Origin of the sequence: Streptomyces sp. NPDC090442, from assembly GCF_044769405.1 — a bacterium.
Classification (GTDB): Bacteria; Actinomycetota; Actinomycetes; order Streptomycetales; family Streptomycetaceae; genus Streptomyces.
In genome coordinates, this window is sequence record NZ_JBIVXW010000028.1 from 66412 (window position 1) to 91977 (window position 25566).

At 69.5% G+C, this 25566-nt stretch carries 22 protein-coding genes; 9 read left to right on the plus strand and 13 right to left on the minus strand.

Translation table 11 applies throughout. The features are described from left to right. Window positions 1–169: 169 nt before the first annotated feature. From ACIQU6_RS20800 to ACIQU6_RS20810, 3 genes are read right to left on the minus strand one after another with little or no spacing between them, the layout of a single operon-like run. Window positions 170–913 (minus strand): IclR family transcriptional regulator C-terminal domain-containing protein, encoded by a 744-nt coding sequence (locus tag ACIQU6_RS20800; protein ID WP_403483124.1) that lies wholly within the window; start codon window positions 911–913, stop codon window positions 170–172. Beyond that, window positions 910–1431 carry an RNA polymerase sigma factor gene (locus ACIQU6_RS20805; RefSeq protein WP_403483125.1) on the minus strand — a complete coding sequence of 174 codons (522 nt, stop codon included), beginning with the start codon at window positions 1429–1431 and terminating at the stop codon, window positions 910–912. Before ACIQU6_RS20805 ends, ACIQU6_RS20800 begins: the two co-directional genes overlap by 4 nt. A gap of 20 nt (window positions 1432–1451) precedes the next feature. Continuing rightward, window positions 1452–1787 carry a hypothetical protein gene (locus ACIQU6_RS20810; RefSeq protein ID WP_403483126.1) on the minus strand — a complete coding sequence of 112 codons (336 nt, stop codon included), beginning with the start codon at window positions 1785–1787 and terminating at the stop codon, window positions 1452–1454. A 378-nt stretch (window positions 1788–2165) separates the two neighbouring features. Here ACIQU6_RS20810 and ACIQU6_RS20815 point away from each other — a divergent pair, with 378 nt between their 5' ends. Further along, window positions 2166–3035, plus strand: coding sequence for an LLM class F420-dependent oxidoreductase (locus ACIQU6_RS20815; RefSeq protein ID WP_403483127.1), 870 nt, complete (start codon window positions 2166–2168; stop codon window positions 3033–3035). Between the two features lie 137 nt (window positions 3036–3172). Here ACIQU6_RS20815 and ACIQU6_RS20820 read toward each other — a convergent pair whose 3' ends face one another. The 4 genes from ACIQU6_RS20820 to ACIQU6_RS20835 all read right to left on the minus strand — a co-directional run bounded on the left by ACIQU6_RS20820 (window position 3173) and on the right by ACIQU6_RS20835 (window position 7886). Continuing rightward, window positions 3173–4528 carry a hypothetical protein gene (locus ACIQU6_RS20820; protein WP_403483128.1) on the minus strand — a complete coding sequence of 452 codons (1356 nt, stop codon included), beginning with the start codon at window positions 4526–4528 and terminating at the stop codon, window positions 3173–3175. Between the two features lie 733 nt (window positions 4529–5261). After that, window positions 5262–5798 carry an AAA family ATPase gene (locus tag ACIQU6_RS20825; RefSeq protein WP_403483129.1) on the minus strand — a complete coding sequence of 179 codons (537 nt, stop codon included), beginning with the start codon at window positions 5796–5798 and terminating at the stop codon, window positions 5262–5264. A gap of 75 nt (window positions 5799–5873) precedes the next feature. After that, window positions 5874–6662 carry a class I SAM-dependent methyltransferase gene (locus ACIQU6_RS20830; RefSeq protein ID WP_403483130.1) on the minus strand — a complete coding sequence of 263 codons (789 nt, stop codon included), beginning with the start codon at window positions 6660–6662 and terminating at the stop codon, window positions 5874–5876. A 240-nt stretch (window positions 6663–6902) separates the two neighbouring features. Then, window positions 6903–7886 (minus strand): esterase/lipase family protein, encoded by a 984-nt coding sequence (locus ACIQU6_RS20835; protein WP_403483131.1) that lies wholly within the window; start codon window positions 7884–7886, stop codon window positions 6903–6905. Window positions 7887–8341: 455 nt separating this feature from the next. Here ACIQU6_RS20835 and ACIQU6_RS20840 point away from each other — a divergent pair, with 455 nt between their 5' ends. Then, window positions 8342–8776 (plus strand): VOC family protein, encoded by a 435-nt coding sequence (locus ACIQU6_RS20840; protein ID WP_403483132.1) that lies wholly within the window; start codon window positions 8342–8344, stop codon window positions 8774–8776. A 468-nt stretch (window positions 8777–9244) separates the two neighbouring features. On the opposite strand, the gene ACIQU6_RS20845 is transcribed toward ACIQU6_RS20840, so the two are convergent. Then, window positions 9245–10174, minus strand: a complete 930-nt coding sequence (locus tag ACIQU6_RS20845; protein WP_403483133.1) for an NmrA family NAD(P)-binding protein — start codon at window positions 10172–10174, stop codon at window positions 9245–9247. Beyond that, on the minus strand, window positions 10171–10995 hold the full coding sequence (locus ACIQU6_RS20850; protein ID WP_403483134.1) for a polysaccharide deacetylase family protein: 825 nt from the start codon (window positions 10993–10995) through the stop codon (window positions 10171–10173). The genes ACIQU6_RS20845 and ACIQU6_RS20850 overlap by 4 nt, the downstream gene beginning before the upstream one ends. 89 nt (window positions 10996–11084) lie before the next feature. On the opposite strand from ACIQU6_RS20850, the gene ACIQU6_RS20855 reads away from it, so the two are divergent. Continuing rightward, window positions 11085–11444 (plus strand): winged helix-turn-helix transcriptional regulator, encoded by a 360-nt coding sequence (locus ACIQU6_RS20855; protein ID WP_403483135.1) that lies wholly within the window; start codon window positions 11085–11087, stop codon window positions 11442–11444. A gap of 236 nt (window positions 11445–11680) precedes the next feature. On the opposite strand, the gene ACIQU6_RS20860 is transcribed toward ACIQU6_RS20855, so the two are convergent. Then, window positions 11681–11962 (minus strand): peptidylprolyl isomerase, encoded by a 282-nt coding sequence (locus tag ACIQU6_RS20860; RefSeq protein ID WP_403483136.1) that lies wholly within the window; start codon window positions 11960–11962, stop codon window positions 11681–11683. 656 nt (window positions 11963–12618) lie between these two features. Here ACIQU6_RS20860 and ACIQU6_RS20865 point away from each other — a divergent pair. Beyond that, window positions 12619–13188, plus strand: coding sequence for a carbonic anhydrase (locus ACIQU6_RS20865; protein ID WP_403483137.1), 570 nt, complete (start codon window positions 12619–12621; stop codon window positions 13186–13188). Between the two features lie 281 nt (window positions 13189–13469). Here the strand turns inward: ACIQU6_RS20865 and ACIQU6_RS20870 are convergent, their stop codons facing one another. The 3 genes from ACIQU6_RS20870 to ACIQU6_RS20880 all read right to left on the minus strand — a co-directional run bounded on the left by ACIQU6_RS20870 (window position 13470) and on the right by ACIQU6_RS20880 (window position 17867). Beyond that, window positions 13470–14630 carry a helix-turn-helix domain-containing protein gene (locus ACIQU6_RS20870; protein WP_403483138.1) on the minus strand — a complete coding sequence of 387 codons (1161 nt, stop codon included), beginning with the start codon at window positions 14628–14630 and terminating at the stop codon, window positions 13470–13472. Window positions 14631–14832: 202 nt separating this feature from the next. After that, entirely contained in the window at window positions 14833–15513 is a 681-nt protein-coding gene (locus ACIQU6_RS20875) for a 4'-phosphopantetheinyl transferase family protein (RefSeq protein ID WP_403483139.1), read from the minus strand. Continuing rightward, on the minus strand, window positions 15510–17867 hold the full coding sequence (locus ACIQU6_RS20880; RefSeq protein ID WP_403483140.1) for a beta-ketoacyl synthase N-terminal-like domain-containing protein: 2358 nt from the start codon (window positions 17865–17867) through the stop codon (window positions 15510–15512). The genes ACIQU6_RS20875 and ACIQU6_RS20880 overlap by 4 nt, the downstream gene beginning before the upstream one ends. Window positions 17868–18091: 224 nt before the next feature. Between ACIQU6_RS20880 and ACIQU6_RS20885 the strand changes: the two genes are divergently transcribed. The 5 genes from ACIQU6_RS20885 to ACIQU6_RS20905 are packed head-to-tail and all read left to right on the plus strand — an operon-like array spanning window position 18092 to window position 25507. Then, entirely contained in the window at window positions 18092–18769 is a 678-nt protein-coding gene (locus ACIQU6_RS20885; protein WP_403483141.1) for a maleylpyruvate isomerase N-terminal domain-containing protein, read from the plus strand. Window positions 18770–18798: 29 nt separating this feature from the next. Then, a complete protein-coding gene (locus ACIQU6_RS20890; RefSeq protein ID WP_403483142.1) occupies window positions 18799–20172 on the plus strand; it encodes an acyltransferase domain-containing protein in 1374 nt (457 codons plus the stop codon). 33 nt (window positions 20173–20205) lie between these two features. After that, window positions 20206–21216, plus strand: a complete 1011-nt coding sequence (locus ACIQU6_RS20895) for a beta-ketoacyl synthase N-terminal-like domain-containing protein (protein WP_403483143.1) — start codon at window positions 20206–20208, stop codon at window positions 21214–21216. Further along, entirely contained in the window at window positions 21165–25061 is a 3897-nt protein-coding gene (locus ACIQU6_RS20900; protein WP_403483170.1) for an SDR family NAD(P)-dependent oxidoreductase, read from the plus strand. Before ACIQU6_RS20895 ends, ACIQU6_RS20900 begins: the two co-directional genes overlap by 52 nt. Beyond that, a complete protein-coding gene (locus ACIQU6_RS20905; protein WP_403483144.1) occupies window positions 25058–25507 on the plus strand; it encodes an acyl-CoA thioesterase in 450 nt (149 codons plus the stop codon). Before ACIQU6_RS20900 ends, ACIQU6_RS20905 begins: the two co-directional genes overlap by 4 nt. Window positions 25508–25566: the final 59 nt, after the last annotated feature.

The window sequence follows — 25566 nt, forward strand, 5'->3', positions numbered from 1 at the left end:
CCCCCGTATGCATCTGTCCATTCCCGCATCGCTCTCCGAGGTGATCCCCCGGGCCTAAACAATGCCGACTCACCCGATTGGTGCCTTCCTCCCAGGTCGACACCGGTTTCTGTCTTTTGGGGTGTGTGTCGTGCGACGCTCCACCGCCGTCGTCTCTCCTCAGCTCTCCTCACCGAGAATGCATCGCGCCGTCACGGTTGCTCCCGATTGCGTATCGCGCAGCGATGACGGCTTCATCCGATGTCCAATCCAGGTCAGCAAGCTCCTCGGGGGAGTGCTCTCCAGTGAGGAGAGCCACGAAGGCGGACTGCTGTTTCGCTGCAGCCTCGGCGAGAACGTACGGGGCGATGCGGAGCAGGTGCGCCTTCTCCAACGGCAGGTACACGGCCAGCGCAGCCGGACGGCCCGCGCCGCTGACTGGGACCGCGGCGGACACCCACCCAACGAAGTATTCACCCAGGTCGAGGAACGACGACGGCGCGCCTGGCGGGCTCGCTTCGCGCAACTTCCGACGCAGGGCCTCTTCGCCGGTAATGGTTCGCGAAGTGAACCGAGCCAGGCGATGGCGCGAGATGTGGTCGCGAAGCCCATCCTCGTCGAGTTGGGCCAGCAGGGCCTTGCCGAACGAGTGAGCGTGGGCGCTGTGACGGAAGTCCACCCATTCGTTCAGGGTTGGAGTAGCCGGTCCGGACGACTGCGCTCGTACTCGGACCTCGCCCTCTTCGTACACCGCGAGGTACAGCGCCCCGTCCACCCTGTCGCGCAGCGAGTGGAGGGCTTCGGCAGGCCGCTCCAGCCGTCGATGACGCAGCGACGCAGTGAACTGCCGGTACCGCTCGGCGTTCCTGTCGTCATCCGACCACAGTTCGCCGACCGCTTCGACAGCCGACCGAAGGGCTCGATCGATGCTCATGCGCGGTCTCCTTCCGCGTCGTGGTCTCCGAGCATGGTCTTGAGCGTGGTTCTGCCCGCATGAACATGGGAGCGCACTGTTCCTGGCGTCGTGCCCATGACGTCGGCGATCTCGTGGTAGCTCATGCCGAACTGCAGTTGCGTCGCCAGCGCCTCCTGCTGCCGCGCCGGGAGCTTACGGATGGCGTGGAGGATGTCGAGACGGAGATCGCACGCCGCAACCTCGTCCTGCGCCGCGGTCCGGCCTCGCAGCGTCGTGACATCGACGAGCAGACCCTGACGACGCCGTTCCTGACGAACGTCAGTCAGCCGCTGACCGGCCCCTTTGAACAGCCAGCCCCTGGGGTCTTCCATCGGTCCCACGCGCGCCCAGTGTTTGTGGGCAGTCATCATCGTGAGCTGTGCGGCATCCTCCAGGACACTGCACTCGGCCTCACGCCAGAGCAGGTATCTGCAGACCATGGGGTGGTAGCACGTGAAAAACTCCTCGAATCCGGATAGTTGAGGTTCCTCGAACATGCGTCCTCACTGCGCCGAGGTCACGGAGACACGTCGTTCCGGGTGAGCACACGGTACGTGCGGCGGTGGCCGCGATCGTCCACCATGTCCAGCCCGCCGCCCTCAGGCAAGCGGTCGAGAACCTCAACGGTCGTAGCCCGCCATTCACGCTCCGCCGCGGCGGCTGAACGGCCACGAGCCACCTCCCGCAGCACTTCCCATGGCCCGATCCGACCGTGTCCTGTACTCAACCGGCTGACCAGCGCAAGCACCGTCAACGTGACAGGCCCCGCCAGCGCCACGATCCCAGTCAACGCGTCCTCCTCGTTCTCAGCCACCACCGGCTCGCTGCCAGCGGTCGGCTTGGCGATCCTCATGACATAAGGGAGTCCGACGCGGTTTTGTTGAGTGCGAGGTACGAGATTTTTCCGTGCTTCGTCACAACGCGAGCAAGACGGAGAGCTGTCTCTCCCCGCCCCGACGACTCCACGTCCCCCATCGCGGCACCGGCTATCAGGCATCGATTGCCTGCACAGCCCGGACGGTTGCGTGGTTGCGTCCGCCGCCGGGCGAACTCTGCTACGCGACGCGCAACGTGAACGGCGACGTCGCGGAGTCCGCTGGTGCTGGTCTGCCCGGGCGGGGCGGGGGGCTCGCTCGTCCGGACGACATGTCTGGCAGCGCCCGCGCGCGGAGCGCCGCGGCACTCAAGCGCGTCCGTGGTTCGTGCTTAAGGTGGCGCCCGGAGGTGGAGTATGCGAGTGGGGTTGCACGCGCTGGGTATCGGTGACGGTGCCCGTCCCGAGGTGATCCGTGCGGTGGCGACAGCCGCGGAGGCGCACGGCTTCGCGAGGCTGTGGTGCGGCGAGCACGTGGTGCTCGTGGACTCGCCCGCCTCTCGCTATCCCTACGCAGCGGATGGTCGGATCGCCGTTCCCGCGGACGCGGACTGGCTGGACCCGTTGCTCGCCCTGACCTTCGCGGCGGCGGTCACCCGTCGGATCGAGCTTGCCACCGGTGTACTCCTGCTGCCCGAGCACAACCCGGTTCTGCTCGCCAAACAGGCCGCGACACTCGACGTGCTCTCCGGTGGACGGTTCAGCCTCGGGATCGGGGTCGGTTGGTCGGCCGAGGAGTTCGCCGCACTCGGCGTCCCGTTCGTCGGGCGCGGGCGGCGCACCGACGAGTACCTCGCCGCGATGCGTGCCCTCTGGGCCGACGACCCGGCCTCCTTCACAGGGGAGTTCACCCACTTCGACGCGATCCGGGTGAACCCGAAGCCGCTGCGCGGCAGCCGGCTCCCGGTGGTGGTCGGTGGCAACAGCGACGTCGCCCTGCGCCGGGCGGCCACGCTCGCCGACGGTTGGTACGGCTTCAACGTCCGGGCGGACGACGTCCCGGCGCGCATCGCCGTTCTCGCCGACGAGTGCGCCCGCCACGATCGCGCAGTTGACGAGCTCACGATCGCCGTCGCGCTGAGCGACGGCACCCCGGACGACCTCGCCGCGCTGAGTGCGGCGGGTGTCACCGAACTCGTCGTCGTCGACACACCCCCGCCCGCTCCCGACGCGGCTGACACTTGGGTCGCGCAACTCGCCCGTACCTGGATTCGCGCGGAGGAATAACCAGGCGCCCGGCTGGGGCGCGAGCCGCATGCCTTCATGCCCGTAGGGCGTCCTCCCCCGGAAGCGCTCATGTGCATTCCGCAACGGGATACCCCCATGTCGACCATTGCGCACTGGAGTTGTCCTGCACGCGGGACTTACGTGGCGGCAAGCAGGGTGTGGGCGTGGGCGAGGTGGGCCTGCACGTCGCGACGTCTGTGGTGGGGGCGCAATAGTTGGTGCATGGTCTGAAGGTGATGTGCGGCGCGGCTGGAGTGGAGAGTGGGGTAGTCGTCGACGAAGAGCCGCCAGTGGGAGAGCGCTGCTTCGAGGTGTCCTTGACGTAGTTGGACCTCGGCGAGGCAGGCGTGGGTCAGGGCGCCGGCGCGGGAGTGGCTGTGACCGCGGCTGGCTATGGACAGGTGCAGGGACCTGATGGCGCTCGTGCGGTCGCCCAGGGCCATGAGGGTACCGGCGCGCTGGTAGTGGAGGCCGGCCAACGGATAGTTGGAGAAGGGGCCGGGTGGGCTGTCGTCCTTTTCGGTGTGTAGGCGCTCGGCCAGATTGAGGTAGGTCAGGGATTGACGTCTGTGGCGATGCAATTGGGCTTCGGTGACGGCGAGTTGGGCGAACGCATAGGAGCGGACGCTGCCCGGGCTGCGTCGGGCCGCGCCGGCGGCTTGCTCGGCCAGGCGGAAGGCGTTCGACTGGTGGCCGAGGACCTGTGCATGAGAGGACATGACGCGCAGTGCGATGCTGTAGGTCGCCGCGTCCTGACCGTCGGCGGCCAGCCTTGCGCCGGTGCGGTGGTACTGCTGAGCGAGGGAGTCGGCGGCGGCGTCGGAACACATATTGCCGAGCAGGACGGTGAGTTGGGCGGCCTCGGACAGTAGCTGTCGGTGTATTCGTTCACTCGATGGGGCTTGCAGCCAGGTGGTGACCTCGGTGGCCAGATAGCAGGCAAGGGTGGCACGGGCATGTGCGCCGCCGAATAACTGGACGGTCCTGCCGAAGAATTCAGCAACGGAATGGGCGGCGAGCACCTCGGCGTGTCCCACCTGGCGCCCCGATGCTCGGGAATCCGTCGCGGTATGGCGTGAGGCCTGGGATGCCTGAGGCCAGTCAGGTAGGTGGAGGTCGGCCAGGCTGTAGGCGCCTTCGGTGACCGTTTTCCGGCGGCGCGGGTCGAGTTCACTGCGGGTGAGAGCTGAGAGGGTACGCACCGGGTCGGCCTCCCACGATGCGTGCGGAGGGGCTGGGGGCGCCATGGTCAGCCCGGCCTCGGCGGCGGTGAGGGGCCTTCCGAGCCTGCGCGAGAGAGCTTCCAGGAGGTAGACGGGGGCGGGTGGCCGCGGCTGTGTGCCGGTGAGCCAGCGCCCCACCGTCGACGGTGAGCAGACAAGGTGGTCGCCGTGCTCGCGGGCCACGGATCGGATGGCGACGGCGAGTTGGGACGGCTTCCAGTCGGCCTCGTTGAGTAACTGGGTCAAGTGGGCGTTGGGTACCTGAGGCATGAGGGTCCTTCGCCGGAAAGGATCAAGGCTCCACTCCTATGGCCTGCGCGACGAAGACGATCTGGCGGCCGTCTTGGCCGGGCGACTCGGGTCTGCCTTATGGGGACGGTGAGCCGGTAATTTTCTATCCGTCTGGCCATCCATGTTATCTCAACTCCCCATGTCGCCTTCCTTGTTGCTGGGTGTATTCCTGGATGTGCTCGCACGTGAAGGTGCTGCTGCCGCAGCGTGAAGTGGAGATGATGCCGTCGTGAGGGGTGGGTTCGACTTCGAGATTCACAAGTGCGCAAGGTTGCGCGGTGTGCAAGTCGTTCGCGGGGTGGTCGAGATTTGCCGTGCGTTCTACGGCGGCATATGCGAACCATGGACGATCCCTACTTATCCTCCGGTCGCATCAACGTCATCAAACGGAACGGAACTGCACTCTGATCTACTGCTGATGTGGGCTTGATCCTGCGCATGTTGTGCTTTTGACAAGGCGCCGCAGACTGGGCGGAGTTCACCGAACCTTTTCATCCTGCCGCGGAAGGGTGAAAAGGTTCGGTCAGTGGGAGTGGCGTGACGAAGCCCCTCGCCGGCGGTGTGCTGATTCCACTCAACACGCAGTACCCAAGGAGCTTCCTTGAATCCCTTTCAAGCCGCGCTTGATGTCCCTTGTGGGTGGTTCGAGCATGCTCTTCTGTCTCGTCTCCGCGACGTCCAAGGCCAAGCCCTCCGCGGTAGCCGTCGACGCTCAGCCGTCAATGACGATCACCGGTAGTCCTTCATCAGCAGTCGGCGGCTCGAAGATCGATGCAAGATGCCGCACGGCAGCCCCGTCGAGAACGTGTGCTGCGGGCCCACCCTCGACGGACCTTGCCTCAGCTCGTGCCACAGCCGTCTCCACAGGTACGCGGATGTAGTGCAGACGTGCCCTGAAGCCGGCCTCGGCGGCCCGCACATGCCAGTCCGACCGCCGCGCGCGGCTCCACTGGTTCCAGTCGAGCACCACGTCGGATCCCGTGTGCAGCACCTGCACAGCCGTCTGCCAGATCAGTTCTTTGCACACTTCGACTTGCTCGGCGTACTCGACGGTGTCGTATCGGTACGGGTAGAGGCGCAGCATCCATTCGTCCAGTCCGAACCGCACGGCGGGCAGTTGCGCCGCGAGGTGCCGCGCGTACGTCGTCTTTCCCGCGCCGTTGAGCCCGCACAGCAGGTGAACGACAGCCTCCGACATGCCAGCCCCTCCGGTAGTGCGCAACATCGGCGGCACGAACTTACCGATCACCGACTTTCCGTGGCAATGATCAAGATCCGCTGCCGCAGGAGACGGCCGCCCATTGATCACCCCTGGATACGTGCCCTAATCCGCTTGCAGCACGAAGAAAAGGAAGCACAGGAAGCGTGGCTTGGCCGCGATGGCTTCGGGGAACAGCTCGCGGGCTGCCGCGTCAGGTTCCGGCTCGCTGATGGCCGTTATCCGGAAACCCGCCTCGGTGAAGGCGTCGGTCATTGCGTGCAGCGGCCTGTGCCAGCGGCTCATCAGAGCCGTCTGACCGTCCATGGTCCACTCGTCGGTCCAGTTGGTGGTGTCGAAATAGTCGTACTCGGCCTCGCGGCCGGCCTGACGGTGCATGAGGTTGATCGCAAAAGGATGCTCGACGGACGCGATCAGTCGACCGCCGGGCTTGAGCACGCGGCGCAGCTCGGTCAGCGCCGGCCCCCAGTCCTCCAGGTAGTGCAGCACCAGGGACGCGACGACGTCTTCGAACGTGTCGTCGGCGTAGGGAAGGGGGCTGCCCAGGTCGACCACGCGAAGATCCGCATCGTCGCCGAGCCGTCGTCGGGCCAGTTCCACCATCTCGGCACTTGAGTCGAAGCCGCTCACGAAGGCGCCTCGGTCGCGCAGTGCCGCAGCCAGAGGGCCGGAACCGCAGCCGGCGTCGAGGATCCGCCGCCCGGCCACATCTCCGGCGAGGGCCAGCATCGCAGGACGCTCATAGTGGGCATTGAGGAGGTTGTTGTCGTTCTCGGCCGTGTACGCCTCGGCGAAGCTGTCGTAGTCGTTGACCTTCGGCGGATGCACAGCCACAGCGGATGGCGAGGTGGGCCCGGTGGAGGTCGCATGCCCTTGCCGCTCGTCGGAAGTCATGGTGCGAGAGACGTGTGCCGCATCGGTTCGGTTCCTACCCACCGCAAGGCTGCCGCTGCCGACGACGGCTCACCACGCCCTCGGCTCCACAGCTCACGAAAGCTCCACAGCTTACGAAATTGCCTTGGAGTACTGGCCGTTCGGTCTCCGAGGCTCGCCTCCAGCGCACCTTTGTAGCCGCCGGTGGTGAGGCTTGAGCCCGATCGTCGACCCCAAGTGGGCCATTGCAGGACCTTCCTCTCACCTCAGGGCGGACGCACAAGTGGTCGGAATCGCATGTGCGGGGTCGAGGGCGTTGGCCGTCTCGTGCCAGGCGACCGGGTCGAAGAGGCCGACGGGGGCGTGCAGGGAGAAGTCGAGCGGGCACAGGTCCTGGACCTCGATGTTGTGGACGTGGCGTCCGTGCAGGAACTGCGACCAGTGAGGCGTGATGACCTCGTCGTACCGGGAGGCGATGACGGTGTAGTGGATGCCGGGGAGTGTGTCGCCGCCGGCGTTGAGATGCCGCAGCAGGGGGGAGCCGGCCCCCTGGTCGACCAGTCCGGGGGTCAGTCCGTGCAGGGTCCTTGTGACGGCGGGAGCGGCTTCCAGCAGCTTGGTCAGGCCGTGTAGGTCGGTACCGCGGTTGTCGGGGGCGATCCCGACCAGCGTGTGCACCTTGTGGCGGCCGCCGTAGTACTTCAGGTACACCCGCGGCATCATGCCGCCCTGCGAGTGTCCGACGATGTCGACCTTCCGCGCCCCGGTCGCGGCCAGCACCCGGTGGACGTACGCGGCGAGTTGGCGCGCCGAGGCATCGATCGGGCCGAGGCCGCCGACGAAGGGGAGAACGGGCAACTCGCCGTAGGTGAGGGAGAAGACGCAGTAGCCGCGCCGCACCAGGTAGGGGGCGAGGCCGAGCCAGTTGTTGACGCGGTTGGCGAAGGTGCCGTGGACGAGGACGACCGGGCGGGGGTGCGCGGAGGAGGGCGCACAGGAGAAGTCGTTCCAGCCGCGGTTGGTGGCCGCCCAAGGGGGGCGAGCTCGCTCGGTGGACGGCCGGAGAAGGGGCGCCCCCAAGGGTTCGTGGAGCAGGGGAGTGGTGGGCGGTGGGAGGCGTGGGAGATCGAAGGGCTTGCGGGGAGGGAGTGGCGATGTGTGGGCGGCAGCGGGTGGGGTGGTGAGGCCCACGGCCAGCGTGACCACGGGGAGGACGGCGAGAAGACGTGCCCAACGGTGCTTCATGCAGTGTTCCTTGCGGTGAGGGGACTCCTGGCATGTCCGAGACCCGTTCGTCTGCTTTCCGGATCGCAAGGGCCAACATGGTGATCGATCGGGAGGTTACGGTCGGTAGGCGGACTGCAGTAGCGGCATGAGGCGTATGGGGGCGTGAGGGGCGGGCCGGTGGTGTTGCCCCGGGTGTCGCTGGATGGCGGCGAGGCGTCGTTGCCTGGCGCTGAGGAGCATCGGCGGGAGTCAGAGGGCCGTCCCGCAACTGACCTTTGAAGTACGGGAGTTGACCAGAGTTGTGCCCCGGCGTGAGTGACCAGCGGGCTCCCTCCGGCGGGGGTGCGTCGCTCTCGTGGGGTGTCCGGTTGGACCACATCGCGTCCATGGTGTCCCAGGGCCCGACGGGGTTGCGAACGGCGCCCTCGGAAAATCAGGGGCAGGGCCTCAAACCCCCTTGGTACGGTGCTCCGATGGCAGCGATCAAGAAGGTCCAAGTCACCTTTGACTGCGCAGAACCCGAACGTCTCGCTCGTTTCTGGTGCGAGGTGTTGGGATACGTCGTACCGCCGCCACCGGAGGGGTTCGACACTTGGGATGATTTCACGAGTTCACAGCCACCTGAGCAGCGGGATTCATGGTTCGCCTGCATGGATCCCTCAGGTGTGGGCCCGCGGCTGTACTTCCAGCGTGTTCCCGAAGGGAAGGTCGCGAAGAACCGGGTGCATCTCGATGTGCGGGTCGGCACCGGACTCGTGGGTGCAGAACGCCTCGCCGCGCTTGAGGCCGAGTGCGCACGGCTGATCCCGCTCGGCGCGGTACACGTGCAGACGCTGCTGGCGGATGAGAACAACGAGTCGTGCATCCCGATGCTGGACATCGAGGGCAACGAGTTCTGTATCGACTGAGCGCACGAGGTGGGAGCCGTCCCGTGCGGGCGAGGTTGTGCAGCGGGGCGATACCGGGGATGACGTGGTGGACGCCGTCGCCTTTCAGGCCCGGCAACTCGGCCTGGCCGCCCGCACGGTGGTGGGGGAGGCCGGGCCGGTTCCTCGGTAGCCGCCCAGGTGCGTTCGTCAGCGGGCGGTGACGACGAGCAGGACCCGGCCTTCCAAGGACGGGCTCCAGGGCCGGCCTCCTCCGCGCACCGGGGCCATGGCCGTGCGCGGAGAAGGGCGTCGATTCACCGCCCGCAGGAGTAGCCCGACTCTGAACCCCCATACCCTCCCGGCAGGGTGGGACGATGGCCTCCACGGTCAGTCAGATCTGGGTGTCACTCATACCCTTGGGCGGCGTCGCCCTCGGTGGCATGCTGTCCCACCTCGTCCAGCACAGGACTCAATTCGTGCCTGATGGGCGCGGTCAGGGTTCGGCGGTCAAGTCCCTGTCCACCCGGTGTGGCGCAGCCAGTCCTCGAACGTCATCAAGTCGGGGTGCAGACGACGTAGGTGGGTGATGTCCCGGTCGCGGGCGTAGAGGTCGCGGTCGACGAAGAACCGAAACATGGCGGCGTAGTCGTGGCCGAAGTCGGGTATGGCGGTGCGCAGTTCGGCGTGTGGCATCGGGATGTAGCTGCTGGGAACGCCGGTGACGTGTGTGAAGGTGGTGGCGAGTTGTTCGCCGGTGAGGCTGTCGCCGATCACTGACAGATCGCGGGCGCCCCAGGACTGCCAGTTGTCGAACATGTGGCCGGCGAACCAGGCGATGTCGTCGAGAGCGATGAGCGGGTAGCGAGCGGGGCCGAGGGGGAGCCGGAACCGCATGCCTCCGCGGTCGTCCGGCTGGGGAGCGAGGCGAGATCGCAGGTTCTCGAAGTACGGGGCGGTGGTCAGCACCGACACGTGGTTCGTGTACCAGCCGTCGGTCTCCTGGCGGAGCATCTCCTCGGACCGCATCAGGTTGATGTGGGCGGCGACGGCGGCCTTGCTGTCGAAGTGCGGGACGGGGCGGCCGGTCAGGGACATCGCGCTGTCCAACGAGGACCAGATGACTTGCCCCACGCCTGCTGCCCGAGCGGCGGCCAGGAGGTCCACGCCTTGTTGGTATTCCCCCACGGCGCTGCCGGTCGCGAAGAAGTCGGTGTTGAGGAAGGCGCGGTCGACGTTCTCGAACAGGGTGTGGACGAGTGCCGGGTCGGAGCGGACGAGTTCCACGCGGTCGGGCGCGGTGGCAGCGAGGGCGGTGGCGTGGGCGGACTTCGGATCGCGGGTGGGGACGGTGAGGGCGGCGTCGGTCGTGGTGAGCAGGTGTCGCACCACATGGCTGCCCATCGCCCCGGTGCCGCCGACGACGAGGCTGCGGGTCATGGCTTCCTTCCTTCGTGCGTGAGGACGTGCTCGGCCATCTGTGCGTGGGTGGCGACCCAGATGTCGCCGGAGACGCGGAGACGGTCGAGGATCTGGGCGATCATGCCCGCCATGAGCGGTCGGCCGCCGACGTGGGCGTGCAGGGTGAGGTGGAAGACGCCGGGGCCCGGCGCGGCGAGCAGTTGGTCCAGCAGCTCCTGGTGCAGCTCGCGGTAGGCGTGCGGTCCCGCCACGGCGCTGCGGACGTCGGAGTGGTCGCTGTGCACGAGGGAGACCAGCGGCCCGTGGGCGGTGTGCAGGATCCGCGGGACATCGTGGTCGCTGTGGTCGCCGGTCCAGCGGTAGCCGGCCTCGGCGAGCAGCTCGGAGGTGTGCTTCGAGCCGGTGGCGCGTGGGCTCATCCACCCCCTCGGGCGGACGCCGGTGACCTGGCGGAGGGCGTCGGTGCAGCGGCGGATGTTGTCCCGCTCGGCGTCGACGTCGAGCAGCGCGGGCACGACGTCCTGGGCCCAGGAGTGTGCGGCGATCTCGTGCCCCGCCTCGTGGACGGCCTTCACGGTTTCGGGGTGCCGTTCGGCGACGAGGCCGTTGACGCCGACGGTGGCAGGCAGGTCACCGAGGACGTCGAGCAGCCGCCAAATACCGGTGGTGACACCGTAGTTCACCCATGAGGTGCTGTGGGAGTCGTCTCCGCCAGGCAGCGGCCACGCCGCGGCCATCGGCGCATAGGCGGGCCAGTGCCCGGGAGACCACAACTCCAACGCGACCGTGACCAGCGCGGCGACCTTCCGTCCGCCCGGCCAGTCGATCTCTGCGGCCATCAGGTTTCCCCTCCTCGGTTGCTTCCACTGGGGACGCTAGTGAGGAGCCAGGTACCTCCGGGTTCCTGGCGACGGGTTACCGTCGGGGCGTGGATACGTACCCTGGGAGCGTCTTCCTCGCCGACTGCCCTGCCCGGCTGGCGGTCGAGATCATCGCCGACAAGTGGGCTGTGGCCGTGCTCTACGCGTTGAGCCAGGAACCCCGCAGACACGGCGAGTTGGTCGACCGGATCGGCGGGGTCTCGCGGAAGGTGCTGACCCAGACGCTGCGGCGGTTGCAGGGATACGGCCTGGTCGAACGGCACGCCGTGAGTGGTGGAAAGGTCGAGTACGTGCTGACCGACCTGGGCCGGACGCTGTTGCGGCCGATCGCCGTGTTGACCGAGTGGTCTCACGTGCACGGCGGGACCGTGACGGAGTTCCAGGAATCCCAGCAGGACAACCGGTAGTCCGTGTTACCGGCGGAGGGTGGCGCTGCGCGGGCTGTACGCCATCAGCCTTGACGGCCGTTTCGGTCGCGCCCCCAGGCTCCCGGTTCGATTCCGGTCGGGGTCGCTTGCGGGGGCCGTCAGGTTCAGGCCCTCACGTTGGGGAGACCGAATTGGAGGGAAACATTCAGGTGTCGCGTCGTAGTTGCCGTAGAGAGACCGGGCTGCGCCGCGAGGGCGCAGCCCGGAATGCCAGGTCAGTCCTGGCGGCTGGTCACCTCGATGAGGTGGTAGCCGAACTGCGTCCGCACAGGCCCCTGAATGGTTCCGGTCGGCGCGGAGAAGACGACGGTGTCAAACTCCTTCACCATCTGGCCGGGGCCAAAAGATCCGAGGTCGCCACCCTGGCGACCCGAGGGGCAGGTGGAGTTGGCCTTGGCCACCTCTGCGAAATCCGCTCCTGCCTCGATCTGCGCCTTCAGCTCGTTCGCCTTGTCTTCGCTGGGGACCAAGATGTGACGTGCGGTTGCCTTAGCCATGTGTTACGCCCTTTCGAGTACGCATCCATGCTGCGACGGGACAGGCGCTTACGGGCCTTCGCGGGCAGCTTTCGTAAGCAAGGCTTGCAGTACATCTCACAGGCGGTCAAACCAGGGCGCGTCACGACGCGATGCGGGCCGCCACCCGGCTTCCGGGATGGTGAAGAAGGAGCGCGTCGTGTCCTGGTACGGCAGCAATCGCCGCTCCCGTCTCCCCGCGGACCGGTCGGTTCGATGCCTGTCCAAGTCCCCTGCCTGAACAGGGGATAGCAGGTGCGGGTAGCGGACGGCGCCGCGCTAACCCCCTCAGCGAACCGGCCCGGCTGGGCGATTCGGCAGGTTGAGGTCCCGGCTCAGGCACTCGCACTGCCGTGTGGGCCGTCCGTAGCAACGTGACCTGCCACGCACTTGTGCCTGCCGCCTGGCCACCCACACCACGGGCAACAATCGCCCTGGTCAAGAGACAGGACGCAACGGAACGGCAGCGAAGGGAACGAACGATGGAAAGTGCGGGACGTCTGGGGCGTAGAGCGCTGCTTGCCGGTGGCGCCCTCGCCCTCGCGGGGTGTTCATCCTCGTTGAGGGAGACCCCGACGGCGCTCAACGCTTCACCGGCAGCGACCCCGACCACACCGGACACGGCATTTGCGAGACTGATGGCAGGCAACAAGCGCTGGGTGAGTGGAGCCCTGCAACACCCTGACCGGGATCCGAACCGGCGTCAGTTCGTTGCCCAGAAGCAGAAGCCTTTTGGAGCGATCCTCGCGTGCATCGACTCCCGGGTGCCGCCGGAGCTCCTCTTCGATACCGGCCTCGGTGATCTCTACGTGATGCGCACGGGCGGGACGGCGGTCGGCCCCGTGGTCACCGGTTCCGTCGAGTACGGCCCCCTGACCAGCGACACTCCGCTCCTCATGGTCCTCGGGCATCAGCGCTGCGGCGCCGTGAAGGCGGCGTACGACTCCCTCCGTGACGGCAAGCCGCTGCCGGGCAACCTGCAGTCGATCGTCACGGCCCTGCAGCCGGCATACGAGCAGGCAACGAAGGAAGGCGGCACCGACCCGGCCGACGCCATGGCCCGTGCCCAGGTCAAGCTGACCGCCACCGACCTGCGCTCCAACAAGGACCTCGCTCCCTTGGTGCGGAAGGGCGCCCTTGCCGTCGTGGGCGCCTACTACTCGCTCGACACCGGCAAGGTGGAAGTCCTGACGGGCGCCCCTTCCTGAACCGGCCCGCGGAGTCTGACGGCGTCGTCCTGGTAGGTGTTCTTGCCGGTGGTGTCGCAGGTGACGCAGGCGCCCTCGGTGGCAGACCGGGGCGTGTCTGCGACGGTCCGATGCCCTGCTCGACGTCACATATCAGGCGTCAGCCAGGAGTCCGGTATCCGTGGTGCGCAGGTCGGCGGGGTGGAACGCTTCGTGGTGTCGGCCGGTGGCGGCCGTCGCGGCGATGTCGGAAGCCGTCGAGACGCGTACCCATGCGCCGAGGTGGGCGAGAGGCCGACGGATCAGCGTGCTGGGGCCGGGATCATGGCCGAACGGTCGAGTAGGGGCCAGAGTTTGGCCCGTGCGTTGGCATCGGCGCGGGCGGCCAGCTCTGCGGCGAGTTGGCAGGCGGTGGGGTTGTACTTCACTTCCTCTTCGCATGCCTCGTCCATCTGAACGAGGCTGATGACCGCGGAGGGGATGTCGGCGACTGCCAAGTAGACCTGGCCGAGCTGTAGAAACGCGCGTGTCCGCCAGTCGACGTTGTGGTCGGCGGAGGCCAGGTCGAGGTCTTCCGCGGCCCGTAGCGCCTCACGTTCCCGCCCGGACGCGTGGTCCACGGCCATCGTGACCAGGATGGCTTGTGGTACGGCGGCCCGGGCGTTCTCGGCGGTGGGGGCATCAGCGCACAGGGCTCGTGCCTGCCGGAGCAGGGTGTTGGCCTGGTCCCAGTCTGCTTCTCTGGCCGCGACCTGTGCACTGGCGAGCAACGTCGATATCTCCCACTCGCCTCCGGGGGCGTCGGCGTGCAGGTCCGCGGCGAGCGCGGCCAGTTCGGCCCGAGCGGCGTCGGACATTCCGCTGTCGGCCAAGGCGCAGCCGTACCGCAGGCGCAGCGCGGCGATGGTGTGGGGTTTGCCGGATGCCAGGGCCGCGGACAGTCCTCGGTCGGCAGCGAGCAGGGCGGAGGTGGTGTCGTCCATGTGGTGCAGGACGAGTGACGCGAGTCGGTATGCCTGTGCCCCGGTTGCGGCCTGTTCGCCGGCGTGGGCGGTCCAGACGGTGCTGGTCAGAAGGCCGGGTAGGACGGACATCGTGTAGGTGTAGCGCTGGGACCGGTGGTGCCAGGCGTACCAGGCACGGTCGACTGCTTCGGCCGCCGAGCCGGGCGTCCCGTGATCGGGGTGGTGGCGCGCGATGACGGCGTCGCGTAGTGCGGAGCTGGGGGGTGTGTGCACGGTCGGTGGCTCGGTGACCGGCGTCCCCAGGAACTCCGAGAGGTCGCGGATGCCCAGCACCCGGGCGAGTTCCAGCAGCACCGGGAGGTTCTGCAGCGGCCGTTGTTGTCGCTCCACCTGTCGCAGCCACTCGCCGCTCCGCCCTATGAGCTGTGCGAGGACCTCTCTGCTCATGCCCCGGCGTAGGCGCAGCAGTTCGATCCGGCGTCCGATCGGCACCTCCATTACGACCGCCCCAACCCTGTCGTCATCACAACCAGGCCGACAGCCGCTTCCGGCTCTCGCGCGGCTGCGTTCCCGGGCCAGGGGGAAGCGCGCTGTCCGCCCACGGTTTCCATTTGAGCGGCAGCGTCGATCGTCGGGCAACTACCCTTTGGTAGCTATGTGTTGAACATGTTGCACGGTCGGGTCGGCGAGAGCGCGGTGGTCAGCCGTCGGGGTGGGCGGCACGTGCGCGTGGTGCGTGCCACAGGGTGCCTTCGTGATCCGGTGCGGGCACGCGCAACGGGAGCATGTCGGTGTCCCCGCGTGCCTGCCGCAGTGCTGTCAGGCCGCCCGCACGGTGCAGGGCCAGCGCACCAGGCAGGTGAATGCCCGTCAGTTTGGACCACGCCTCGATGCTCGTCCAGGTCCTGCACACCTCGCGTGGCGTCAACGAGCGTGCGGGGAAGGGGAGATGGGCTTCCGTCATGCGAAGGAGATGGCGCGCGGCGGTGGCGTCGGGGACGGCTTCGATGTCGAGTCCGATGTCCCACGCCTCGCTCACGGCCACGCTCAGTAGTGCGGAAGTCGCAGAAGTCGACACGGCGAGTTGGGGGTATTCGGGCAGCTGTGGTGGGTGGCCGGGCCGGTGGATGATCCTGACCTGCTGCGATGGGCGGTCGAGAAGCATTCCCAAGGCGCGGTGCAACGCGATGCGACGGGCGGTGAACTGACCGCGGGCACGGGGGGTCAGTCTGGCCAGGGCCGCCCGGTCCGCGTCGTCCAGTAGTGGGTCCGGTCGTTCCGGGTCGGTTGCCGCGGCGGGGTGGAGGGGGATGTGCGCCAACCTCAGTTGGCGGCCGGGTGGTGCGTCATGGTCGTTTGCGGTGGCTCGGTCCGCGGTCACGGCACGGTCACCGGCGCCGGTTGGTAGTGGATGCGCGAGGTCCACGGATCGTTGCCGGTGAGCGTGCCCTGTTCCTGGCGCTCTACGGCGGCCAGCAGGGTCACCAGCGGGTCGGCGCCGAGGTAGGTGCGGTCGCTGAGCGGATGGGCCGGGTCTGAGGTGTCGTGGGCTGCCGCGGGGGCCTGTCCCTCGCCGATGTCGGTTCGCAGGTGCGCGAGAACGGGGAGACCGTGGTCGGAGGCCACCGAGGCGCGGCTGACGGCGAGGACGAATGCTCCCTCGGCGAGGGGGCGTTCGTGCGTCCACGGCCGGGTGGCGAGCCGCAGTTCCTGCAGGGCGTTGCCGTTGACACAGGCGACCAGGACGATGTCGAGCGTGTGGCGGCGCAGGAGCAGGTCGGCGGTGCGCAGCGCGGCCAGACCGGAGTCGGGCCCGGTGTCCACGGTCATGTTCAGCCCTCGGTAGTCGCGGATGGCGCAGACGCGGGCGGCGATGATGTTCGGCATCAGGCCGGGGAGCGTCGCGTCGTCGCCGGGCGGCACCGCGTCGAGGATCTGCTTCTCGACTGCGGGCCACTCCGGCGGGAGCCCGTCGCCGTCGCTCAACATGCGGGCAACGGCCGCACGGTGGCAGCGCAGGGCGTAGTCGAGGGCGTGGCGGGTCGGGCCGGTGTGCCCCACCACGACGCCCGTCGTCTCCTGGAGGAGCCGGCAGGCTCCGAGCACGGCCGGGTCCAGGTTGCCGACCGCGACGGCGACCATGAGCTGGGCGCGGTCGGTGCCGAGTAGGGCCGGGGGCGGCAGCGGGACCTGCGCGAAGGTGGGCCGCGGGTATCCGCTGCGGTAGGTGGTGTCGGGGGCGGGGCCGTTCCCCGTGAGCCATGCGGCGACGGCGGCGGTGTCGGTGCGTTCGGGCAACTCCGCGCTCCAGCCCACCAGGACGGTCGGGTCCTGACCGGCTCCGGCCGCCGTGGTCCTGAGCGGTTCGCCGGCTACCTGCTCGGGTCCGGTGAGGACGACGTGGGCGTTGGTACCACCGAACCCGAAGGCGGACACGCCAACGTTACGGGTCGGAAGGGGAGTTGCGACGGTGGGGATGGTGAGACCGCTCGCCGTGAGTTCCGGGATCGGGTCGCGGACGAAGGGCTGGGGCGGGGTCAGGTTGCGTTGGAGTCCGGTGACGGCCTGGATCAGCGAGACCGCGCCCGCTGCCCAGCCGGTGTGCCCGAGGATGCTCTTGTTCCCGGTCACCATCGCGCCGTCGGCGTGGGCCGCGGTCCCCGCGAGTGCGGACAGTTCCGCCCCGTCCCCCGCCGGGGTCCCCGTCGCGTGGGCGATGATCCAGCCGATGTCGCCGGCGGCGATGCCGGCAGCGCGGTGGGAGCGTCGAACGGCGCGCCGCTGTCCGTCGGAGCTGGGGGCGTAGATCGCTTGTCCCCGGCCGTCGCACGACAGGCCGACCGCCTTGACCGCGGCCAGGATGCGGTCGCCGTCGCGTTGCGCGCGGTCCCTGGTCTTCAGGATCAGCGCGGCCGCTCCGTCGGAGAAGAGCACACCGTCCGCGGAACGGTCGAAAGCACGCACCGCTCCGGACTGCGACAGCCCCTGGATCTTGGAGAACAGCACGTGGACGCGGGGGACAAGGGCGAAGGCGCCGCCGCACACCGCGGCATCGCAGTCCTCCTCCAGCAGGTTGCGCATCGCCAGGTCGAGGGCGTACAGCGAGGAACTGCAGGCGGTGTCCACCATGACCACCTCGGTACGGGCTGGGAGCACACCGTCCACGGCCGCCCGTCCGATGCGGTGCGGCAGCAACGCCTCCAGCCGGGCACCGGTCTGCGGATACCCAGAGGCGAGCCGGGCGCGCCACTCCTCCTCGCGCGTGCCGTCGGCCTGGGCAAGGCGGTGGGCGTATCCGTGCAGGACGTGCTGGCGCTCGCCTTCGTCGCTGCCGTCGGCGGTGTAGCCGAATCCGGCGAAGACGCGGTCCCGGTCGGCGAGGTGTACACCGCGCAGGGCCTGGTACAGCGCCTCCCGGAGCCACAGTGCGGAGGGCTCGGGAAGGGGTAGGGCGTTGTCCTCCAGATCCCTGGTCAGTTCGGGGCCTGGCCGGAAGTCCTTGAGGAATCCCGAGACGGGCACGTAGGCGCGGTCCGCTGCGCGGGGGTCCGGGTCGTGGAAGTCCGCCATGTCGAAGCGCTCGGGGCGGGAGAAGACCGGCCGGCTGCCGTTGAGCAGGCGCCACATCTCCTCCGGGTCGGCGGCGTCGGGCAGCACCGCGCCGATGCCCACGATGACGATGGGGCCGGCGGCGTCCCGGTCCGACCGGCCGTGCGGGGAAGGGGTCTGTGCCATCTTGATCTCCTGGTTCCGGAGGCTGCGGCCCAGAGCGCGTCTGGCCCTACACGGTGGGGCCCGCCGAGGTGCGCGCGGCCAACTGCGGATGCGTGTCGGCCCCGCCTGGAGTTGGCTGCAGCGGCCCAACAGAAGGCGCCGCAAATCCATTTGGACTCCCGCGGCCGTGCGACTGCTGCCATGGGTGGGCCAGAAACGCTCCACCACCGTCTGTCGGGAGCATCGTGAGATCTCCAGCCCAGTCCTACCGCGCTTCCTTCCACCGGATCCGGTCCGTCGTCGGGCGGCTCCCCGCCCAGCGGTTCGACGCCCGGGTCCCGGCCTGCCCGGAGTGGTCGGTGCGCGACCTGCTCGCCCATCTGGTGGGTGTCGCCGCCGATCACGTCACCGGTCGGCTGGACGGTGCGCCCGGCCCGCTGTGGACGCATCGGCACGTGCGCGAGCACCGGCGCCTGGCCCCTGCCATCCTGATGGATCGCTGGCAGGAACTCGCCACCGACCTGGGGCCGTTGCTCAGTGGTGCGGAGCCGCGCACGACGCTGGTCCACGACATCGTCCAGCACGAGGCCGACCTCCTGGCGGCGACGGGCGGCCCGCAACCGCTGCCCCGGGACGCCTGGCTCCCGCTGCTCGACGACCTGTGCCGCACCGCGGCTTCCTGGATGGCGCCGGACGGCGTCCTGGTGGTGCGCAGCGCCGGCCGCAGTTGGTGGATCGGCGAGGGCGCTCGCCCCACGGCAGTGCTGGACGCGCCCGCCTTCGAGCTCTGGCGCGGTTTCTTCGGACGCCGCAGCCTGCGCCAGATGACGGCATGGCCCCTGGCGGGCAGCGACCCCGGGTTGGCCCGCCTGCCGCGGTTCCCGCCCCGTGAAAGCGATCTGGCCGAAGACCTCCCGCAGTGATCACCGACTTGTACGTCAAGGAGCCGACCATGTCACAGACCGTCCTGCTCTTCCCCGGCCCGGGCTCCTTCCTGCCAGGCGCCCTGTCCGGCCTCGCCTCGCCCGACAGCGCCACGGCACGGACCCTGGAGGCCGTCGACACCGTCGCCATCCAACACGGTTGGCGGCCCCTCGCCGCCGTCCTCACCTCCGTCAGTCCCGCTCCGACGCCCGACGAGGAGCGCTCGCTGCTCTGGTTGGGATTCTTCGCCACCTCCCTGGCCCTGGCGAACGAATCGCGCGAGGCCAAGCTGGAGCCCGAGGTGTTGATGGGCCACAGCGGCGGCGAGATCACGGCCTTGGCGGCGGCCGGAGCGTTCTCCGCCGCGGACGGGGCCCGCATCCTCATCGAGCGCGTGCGGGCTCTGGCCGCGAGCGAAACGGCCAGCGGCAGCATGACCGTCCTCGACGCGGTGGGGCGGCGCGCCGCGGGCCTGGTGGCCGCGGTCGGAGACCGCTCGCTGGCGCTGGCGGTGGAGAACGGGCCACAGCAGAGCGTGGTCAGCGGACGGAGCGCCGCGATCGCCCGCCTTGAGGCCGCCGCGACGGCACTCGGGTGGCGCACCCGCCGCCTGGCCATGCCCTACACCCTCCACAACCCCCAACTCGCCGACGCCACCGCGGGTTTCCTCGATGCGATCGCCGACCTCCCGCTGCGCGGTCCTCGTCTGCCCGTCTACTCCCCGCTCCTGAAGAAGTTCGTGGTGAGCGCAGCGGACGTGCGGGAGGTGCTCGCGGTCCACCTGACCCGGCCGGTCGAGTTCGGCCAGGCCCTGCAGCGTCTCTACGAAGAAGGATTCGACCGGTTCGTCGAGTGCGGCGCCCGCTCGGTCCTCGCCGACCTCGTCGGAGACGTCCTGCCACTCGCGGCACGCGCCTTCTCCCTGATGCCTCGGCGTCTGACCCGTGAGGAGTTCCACGAACTGGCCGGTGGGCAAGGTTTCTTGGACGCCGCCGTCCCGGTCGACACCGGACTCCCGCAGGTCGACGCTCTCGCTCCCGTCCCGGCAACCGGCCCGAGCGAGGCCGCCGCACCCGCGCCGCGAACGGACCGGTCCCAGCCGGCACCCGCCGCCGACGGCGCCGCGTCCGACACGGAGAGCCTGCCGGCCGACGAAGCGGAGCTGCACCGCCAACTGCGCGCCGTCTACGCCTCCGTGCTGCAGTACCCCGAGGACGTGTTCACCCCGGACGCCGACCTCGAAGGGGACCTGGGAGTCTCCTCGATCAAGCAGACCGAGATCTTCGCCCGCCTTCTGGACCGCTTCGACCTGCCCACGCCGTCGGCGGACACCCGTGTCTCGGCCTACCGCAACCTGGCGCGCATCGCCGGACTGCTCCGGTCCCTCGCAGACGGCTCCTGACGCACCACGTGACGACACCTGCGGAGGCAATCCGTGACCGACCGCGCGCACCCCGCCCTCGAACCCGAACCGGTCCTGCCCGGCCTGGCACGGGACCAGCACGTCGCCGTCGTCGGCATGGGTCTGGTCGTCCCCGGCGCCGACACCCCGGAGCGGTTCTGGACACTGCTGCAGTCCAACGACAGTGCCCTGGCCGCCCCCAGCCGCTTCCGTTCCCGCCCACTGTCCACGTCCCACGAACGGGGAGAGCACAGCGCCGGCACCCGAGCAGGCTTCGTCCGTGCCTTCGCCCCGCACCCCGTCCTCGCAGCAGCGCTCGCCGCCGGCGACCTCGACGACGTCCCCGACGAGACGCTCTGGCTGCGCCACAGCGCTCTGCACGCCCTCGCCGGGGTGACCGTCCGACCCGACGACAGGGTCAGCCATGTCTTCGGAGCGTGGAGCCACAGCACGCAGGCGATGGAGGACACGTTGGTGGTCGAGGAGATCGCCGAGCGGGTGGCGGCGGAGTGCGCCGACGACCCGTTCGAGCGGATCGCCGTGTACCACCGGCAACGGCGCCGGCTCGGCGGGCACTTCCGCCACGCCCGGCAGCGGCCCGCCGACTCTCTGCCGCACGCCGTGCTCGCCCGCGCCCTCGAAGGGCTCGTCCCCGATCCCCGCCAGGTCTCTCTCGTCGACGCCGCCAGCGCCTCGTCCCTGTACGCCCTGCACCTGGCCTGGGAACAACTGCTCAGCGGAGAAGCCGACTTCGCTCTGGTCGGTGGGTTCAACAACGTCGGCCGACTGGGCATGACCCAGCTCACGGCCTTCGGGGGATGTCCGCCTCCGGACGTCTGCGGGCCTACGACCCGGCGGCCGACGGCACGTTGTTCGCCGAGGGCGCCGCGGTGCTCGCCCTCAAGCCGCTGGGCCGTGCGATTGCCGACCGCGACCCCATCCACGCCGTCGTCGGCGCCGTCGCCACCGCCGGAGACGGCCGGGGAACCCACATCGCCGTCCCCAACCCGCGAGGTCAGACCCGAGCCCTCCGCGACGCCATGACCACGGCCTCGGTCACCGTCGACGACGTTTCCTGGGTGATCGGCCACGGAGGTGGTTCGCCGGTCGGTGACCGGATCGAGCGCTCCGCCCTGGCAGACCTATGGCAGGACGCGCCGTTGGTGTGCACGTCGAACAAGCCGCACATCGGGCATCCTTCGTGGGCGGCGGGAGCCGTCTCGGTCATCCACGCGGTCCTCGGCCTGCGCCACCGCCCGCCCGCCGGGCCCGTGCCCCCGACGTCCCGCCCGGTCACGGCCGTCGGTGTCAGCGCGATCGGCCTGGGCGGAGCCAACGCCCACGCGATCGTCCGCGACCGTCACCACTCCCGCCCTCCGGCCACCCGACGCCCTCTCGATGACACCACCCCCGTCGTCGTCGGCTGGAGCGCGGTCCTGCCCGGACACCCGGACCGCCACCAGATCGGGCACCTCCTGCACACCAGGACCGCACAGCGCACCTACTCCGCCGCCGATCTCGACCTGCCCTTCGACGTCCTCCGGCTGCCCCCGGCGCTGCTGCCCACGCTGGATCCGCACCAACTGCTCGCTCTGGACGCGGTCCACGCGCTGGTCGCCGCGCAGGGCGAACTGTGGGGCGAACACCGCGACACCACAGGCGTCATCGCCGCGACACCGCTGCCCTCGCCACGCCTGTCGGCCGTCACCCTGCGGTCAGCCATCCCCGAGCTCTCCGAACTGCCCTGGCAGGGACGGGAAGCCGTAGCCTGGGCACAGGTCCGCGCCGGTATCCGGGAGCGGACACCGGTCTCGGAAGAGACCATGCCCGGCATCGTCCCCGGAGTCGCCGCGGGCCGGGTCGCCAACAGATGGGACCTGCGCGGCCCCAGCCTGGCCCTCACCGGCCCCGACGCGGGCCGTGCCGCCCTGTCCGCCGGAACCACGCTGCTGACCGCCGGCCGTCTCCACCTCGCCTTGGTACTCGGCAGCACACTGGGCACAGGACCGTTGCACGCCGCACTCGCCGAGGTCCCACCGGAGTCACTACGCGAAGGCACCTTCCTGCTGGCGGTCACCACCGCCGGCCTCGCATCGCGTGCCGGCTGGCCGGTACTGGGTCCGCTCGACACCGGTGTCGAGCCCTCCACGTGGACCACGACCCGCACCGACCGCCCCACGGGCTATTTGGGCATCGACGCCCTCGCCGAACGCGTTGCGCGGCTGGCCGCCCCACGTGCCGCCGCCCCCTGCGCGCCCCGTCGCCTACCGAAGGACGACATGCCCCGTACAGCACCCATCCCAGCGAACTCCCCCTCCCCACAACCACATTCACGACGGCTGTCCGAGCCCCCATCCGCGCACACCGCGCGGACCGCGCTCGTGCTGCGCCGCACCGCGCTGCCTCCCGTGGACCGCGGGCCGGACCGGGTGGGCGCCATACCTCCCGGATGCCTCGTCCTGACCAACTCCCCTGCACTGGCCACCGCCCTCGCCCCGCGGTGCCGGGCCCGCCGCGCCCTCCTCATCAGCACCGACACGGCTGGCGAACCCCCGCCCGAAGGCGTCGGGCAGTGGACCGGAGCAGCCGACGCCGAGGCGCTGACCGATCAACTGGCCACCGCGCGGCCGCACGTCCGCGTGATCGTCGACGTCCGCGACGCCGCGGCGCCCTGGCCCGGCCCCGTACCGACCGCCCTCACCCGTGTCCACGACGCCCTGCTCACCGCGCTCAAAGCGTTCGACTCCCGGATGGCCGACGGCTCCCTCGCCGTCATCGTGCACGACACCCTCACCGCCGGTCTCAGCCACCCCTACGGGGCGCTGCTGACCGGGATGGTCCGCAGCCTCGCCTGGGAGCTACCGCGCCGGCACACCCTCGCACTCGTCACCGACGCCCCACCCGGCCAGGCCCTGAGCCAACTCGCCGCCGAACTCTCCGCCGACCGTGACCGCCCCGTCGTCCACTACACCAATGGCACCCGTCTCACCGAACACCTCGTCGCCGCTCCTCTGCCGACAGAGCGGGACACCATCAGCTCCCTCACTTCCGACAGCGTGATCGTCGCCGCCGGCGGAGCCCGTGGCATCACCGCCACGATCCTCCGCGACCTCGCCGCACGCCACCGCCCGGCCATCTGGCTCCTGGGCACCACACCCCTCGACGGAGTCGACGAGGACCTCGCCCGCGCACGCGCCGAAGACGAAGGCGCCCTGCGCCGACGGCACATCGCCCGGGCCGTCTCCGCACAACCGCGACGCAGCGTGGCCGAAGCCAACCGGGAGTTCACCGCCCTGTGGCAGGCACGCGAAGTGGTCGCCAACCTCCGCCGCCTGCGGGCACTCTGCGGCTCCGAGCGGGTGCACTACCTGCGTTGTGACATCACCGACGCCCGAGCCACCGCACGCGCCGCACGCACCGTCCTTGCCACCCACCCACGGATCGACCTGCTCATCCACGCCGCCACCCGCAGCCGCCCGGCCCTGCTGGCCGCCAAGACACTCCAAGACGTCCACCAGGTACTGGACACCAAGGTCGGCGGCTACCTTAACCTCCGGACAGCCTTCGCACCCTCACCCCCCGCACTCTGGTGCAACTTCGGGTCGGACGTCCCGCTCTTCGGCATCCCCGGCGACCTGGACTACGTCGCCGCCAACGCGTTCCTCGGCGCCGCCGCCCGCTACAACTCCACACTCGGCACCGAGGCGGAAACCACGATCGGCTGGGGCCTGTGGACCGAGTCCGGCTTCGCCGCGGGAGAACTCGAACGCGAACGCACCCGGCGGCTCGGACTGGCCACCGGACTGACCGACACCGAAGGCACCGCCGCCTTCCGCCACGAGATCACGGTGCCCAACTCCCTTGAGGCCAACCCCCTGTGGACCAGTCCCAGTGAACGGGCACTGGCCGAAGAGCGCTCGCCAGGCATCACCACCCTCCTCGCCCCGGCCCCACCAACACCCCACCCCCTTCTCGGCGCCCCCGACCACCACGGCGCCGACCACGCCCAGTGGACCTGGACACTCGACCGGCATCGGGACACCTACCTGCTCGACCACACCCTCGACCAGCGCCCGGTCCTCGCCGGCACCCTCTTCCTCGCCCTCGCCGCCGAAGCCGCCGACACCCTCGCGCCCGGCACCCCGGCAACCGCCCTGGAGAACGCCCACTTCGACGAGTACGTGTGGGCAGACCCCACCCGCCCCGGCCCCACCAAATACCGCATCACCGCCCGCCGAAGCAGCCCCACCCGGATCCATGTGGCGATGCTCTCCGACATCACCACGCCCGACGGAAGGACCCTCGTCAAAGACCGCCGCCACGCCGACGTCGAGGTCAGCCTCACCACTCCCGCACCGCGCACCGCGACCGACGCCAAGGAACCGACCCCCTCGGCACAGCCGCCCGACACCACCGATCCTCCGGCCCCCCACCGCAGCCGCACCGACCCGACATGGCAACCCCTATCCCCACTCCGGCTCTACGGTCCCTTCCACAACCTCCACAGCATCGAACAGTCCCCGACCCGTGTCCGCGCCCGCTGGCACGCACACCTCAGCCCGCACGACACGACCGCCCAACTCCCCCTGCCGGCCCTCCTCCTCGACGCCATGGTCCGCACCACCTTCTTCACCGCTGGCGAGCCGGACCACGCCCACATCCGCGTACTGCGCAGCATCGCCCGCATCGCTCTGCCCGACCACCACTCCGACCGCGAGCTGGCCCTGCGCCACCCCGAAGGGATCGAGCTCACCTGCGACACCGCCACCAACGACTGCACCGCGACCACCCGCGCCGGACTGCTCGTCGCCCACCTCACCGGCGTCGACACACCCGCCGTGGCGCGCATCCCCTCCCCGCCCGCACACACCCCAAGGACACCGCGATGACCCGCAGTTACGACATCGAACTCATCGCCACCACCGGTGACACCAACATGGTCGGCAACGTCTACTTCGCGACGTTCCTCAGGTGGCAGGGCATGTGCCGAGAACTCTGCCTGGCGGAACACGCGCCCAAGTACCTCCAGCAACTCGACGGCGAGATCACCGCGCTCACCGAGTCCGCGTCCTGCACCTACCGCGACGAACTCTGGGTGGGCGACCGCGTCTCCGTCCGCATGACCATCCCCTGGATCCGCCTGCACCTGATGCCGCTGCGGTTCGAGTACTACCGCCTCACCGACGACGACGAACAACTCGTCGCCACCGGAGACCAGATGATCGCCTGCATGCGTAAACACGGCCGCTCGTTCTCGCCTGGCCCCTGGCCCCCGGAGATGCTGGCCCTCGGCAGCTACCTGGGAGCCGACATCCACCGCGCCTTCACCGCATGACCCTCGGAGACTCCTGACGATGCCGTGCCGTTTCGGTCCGGGGTCACGTGCTGTGAGAC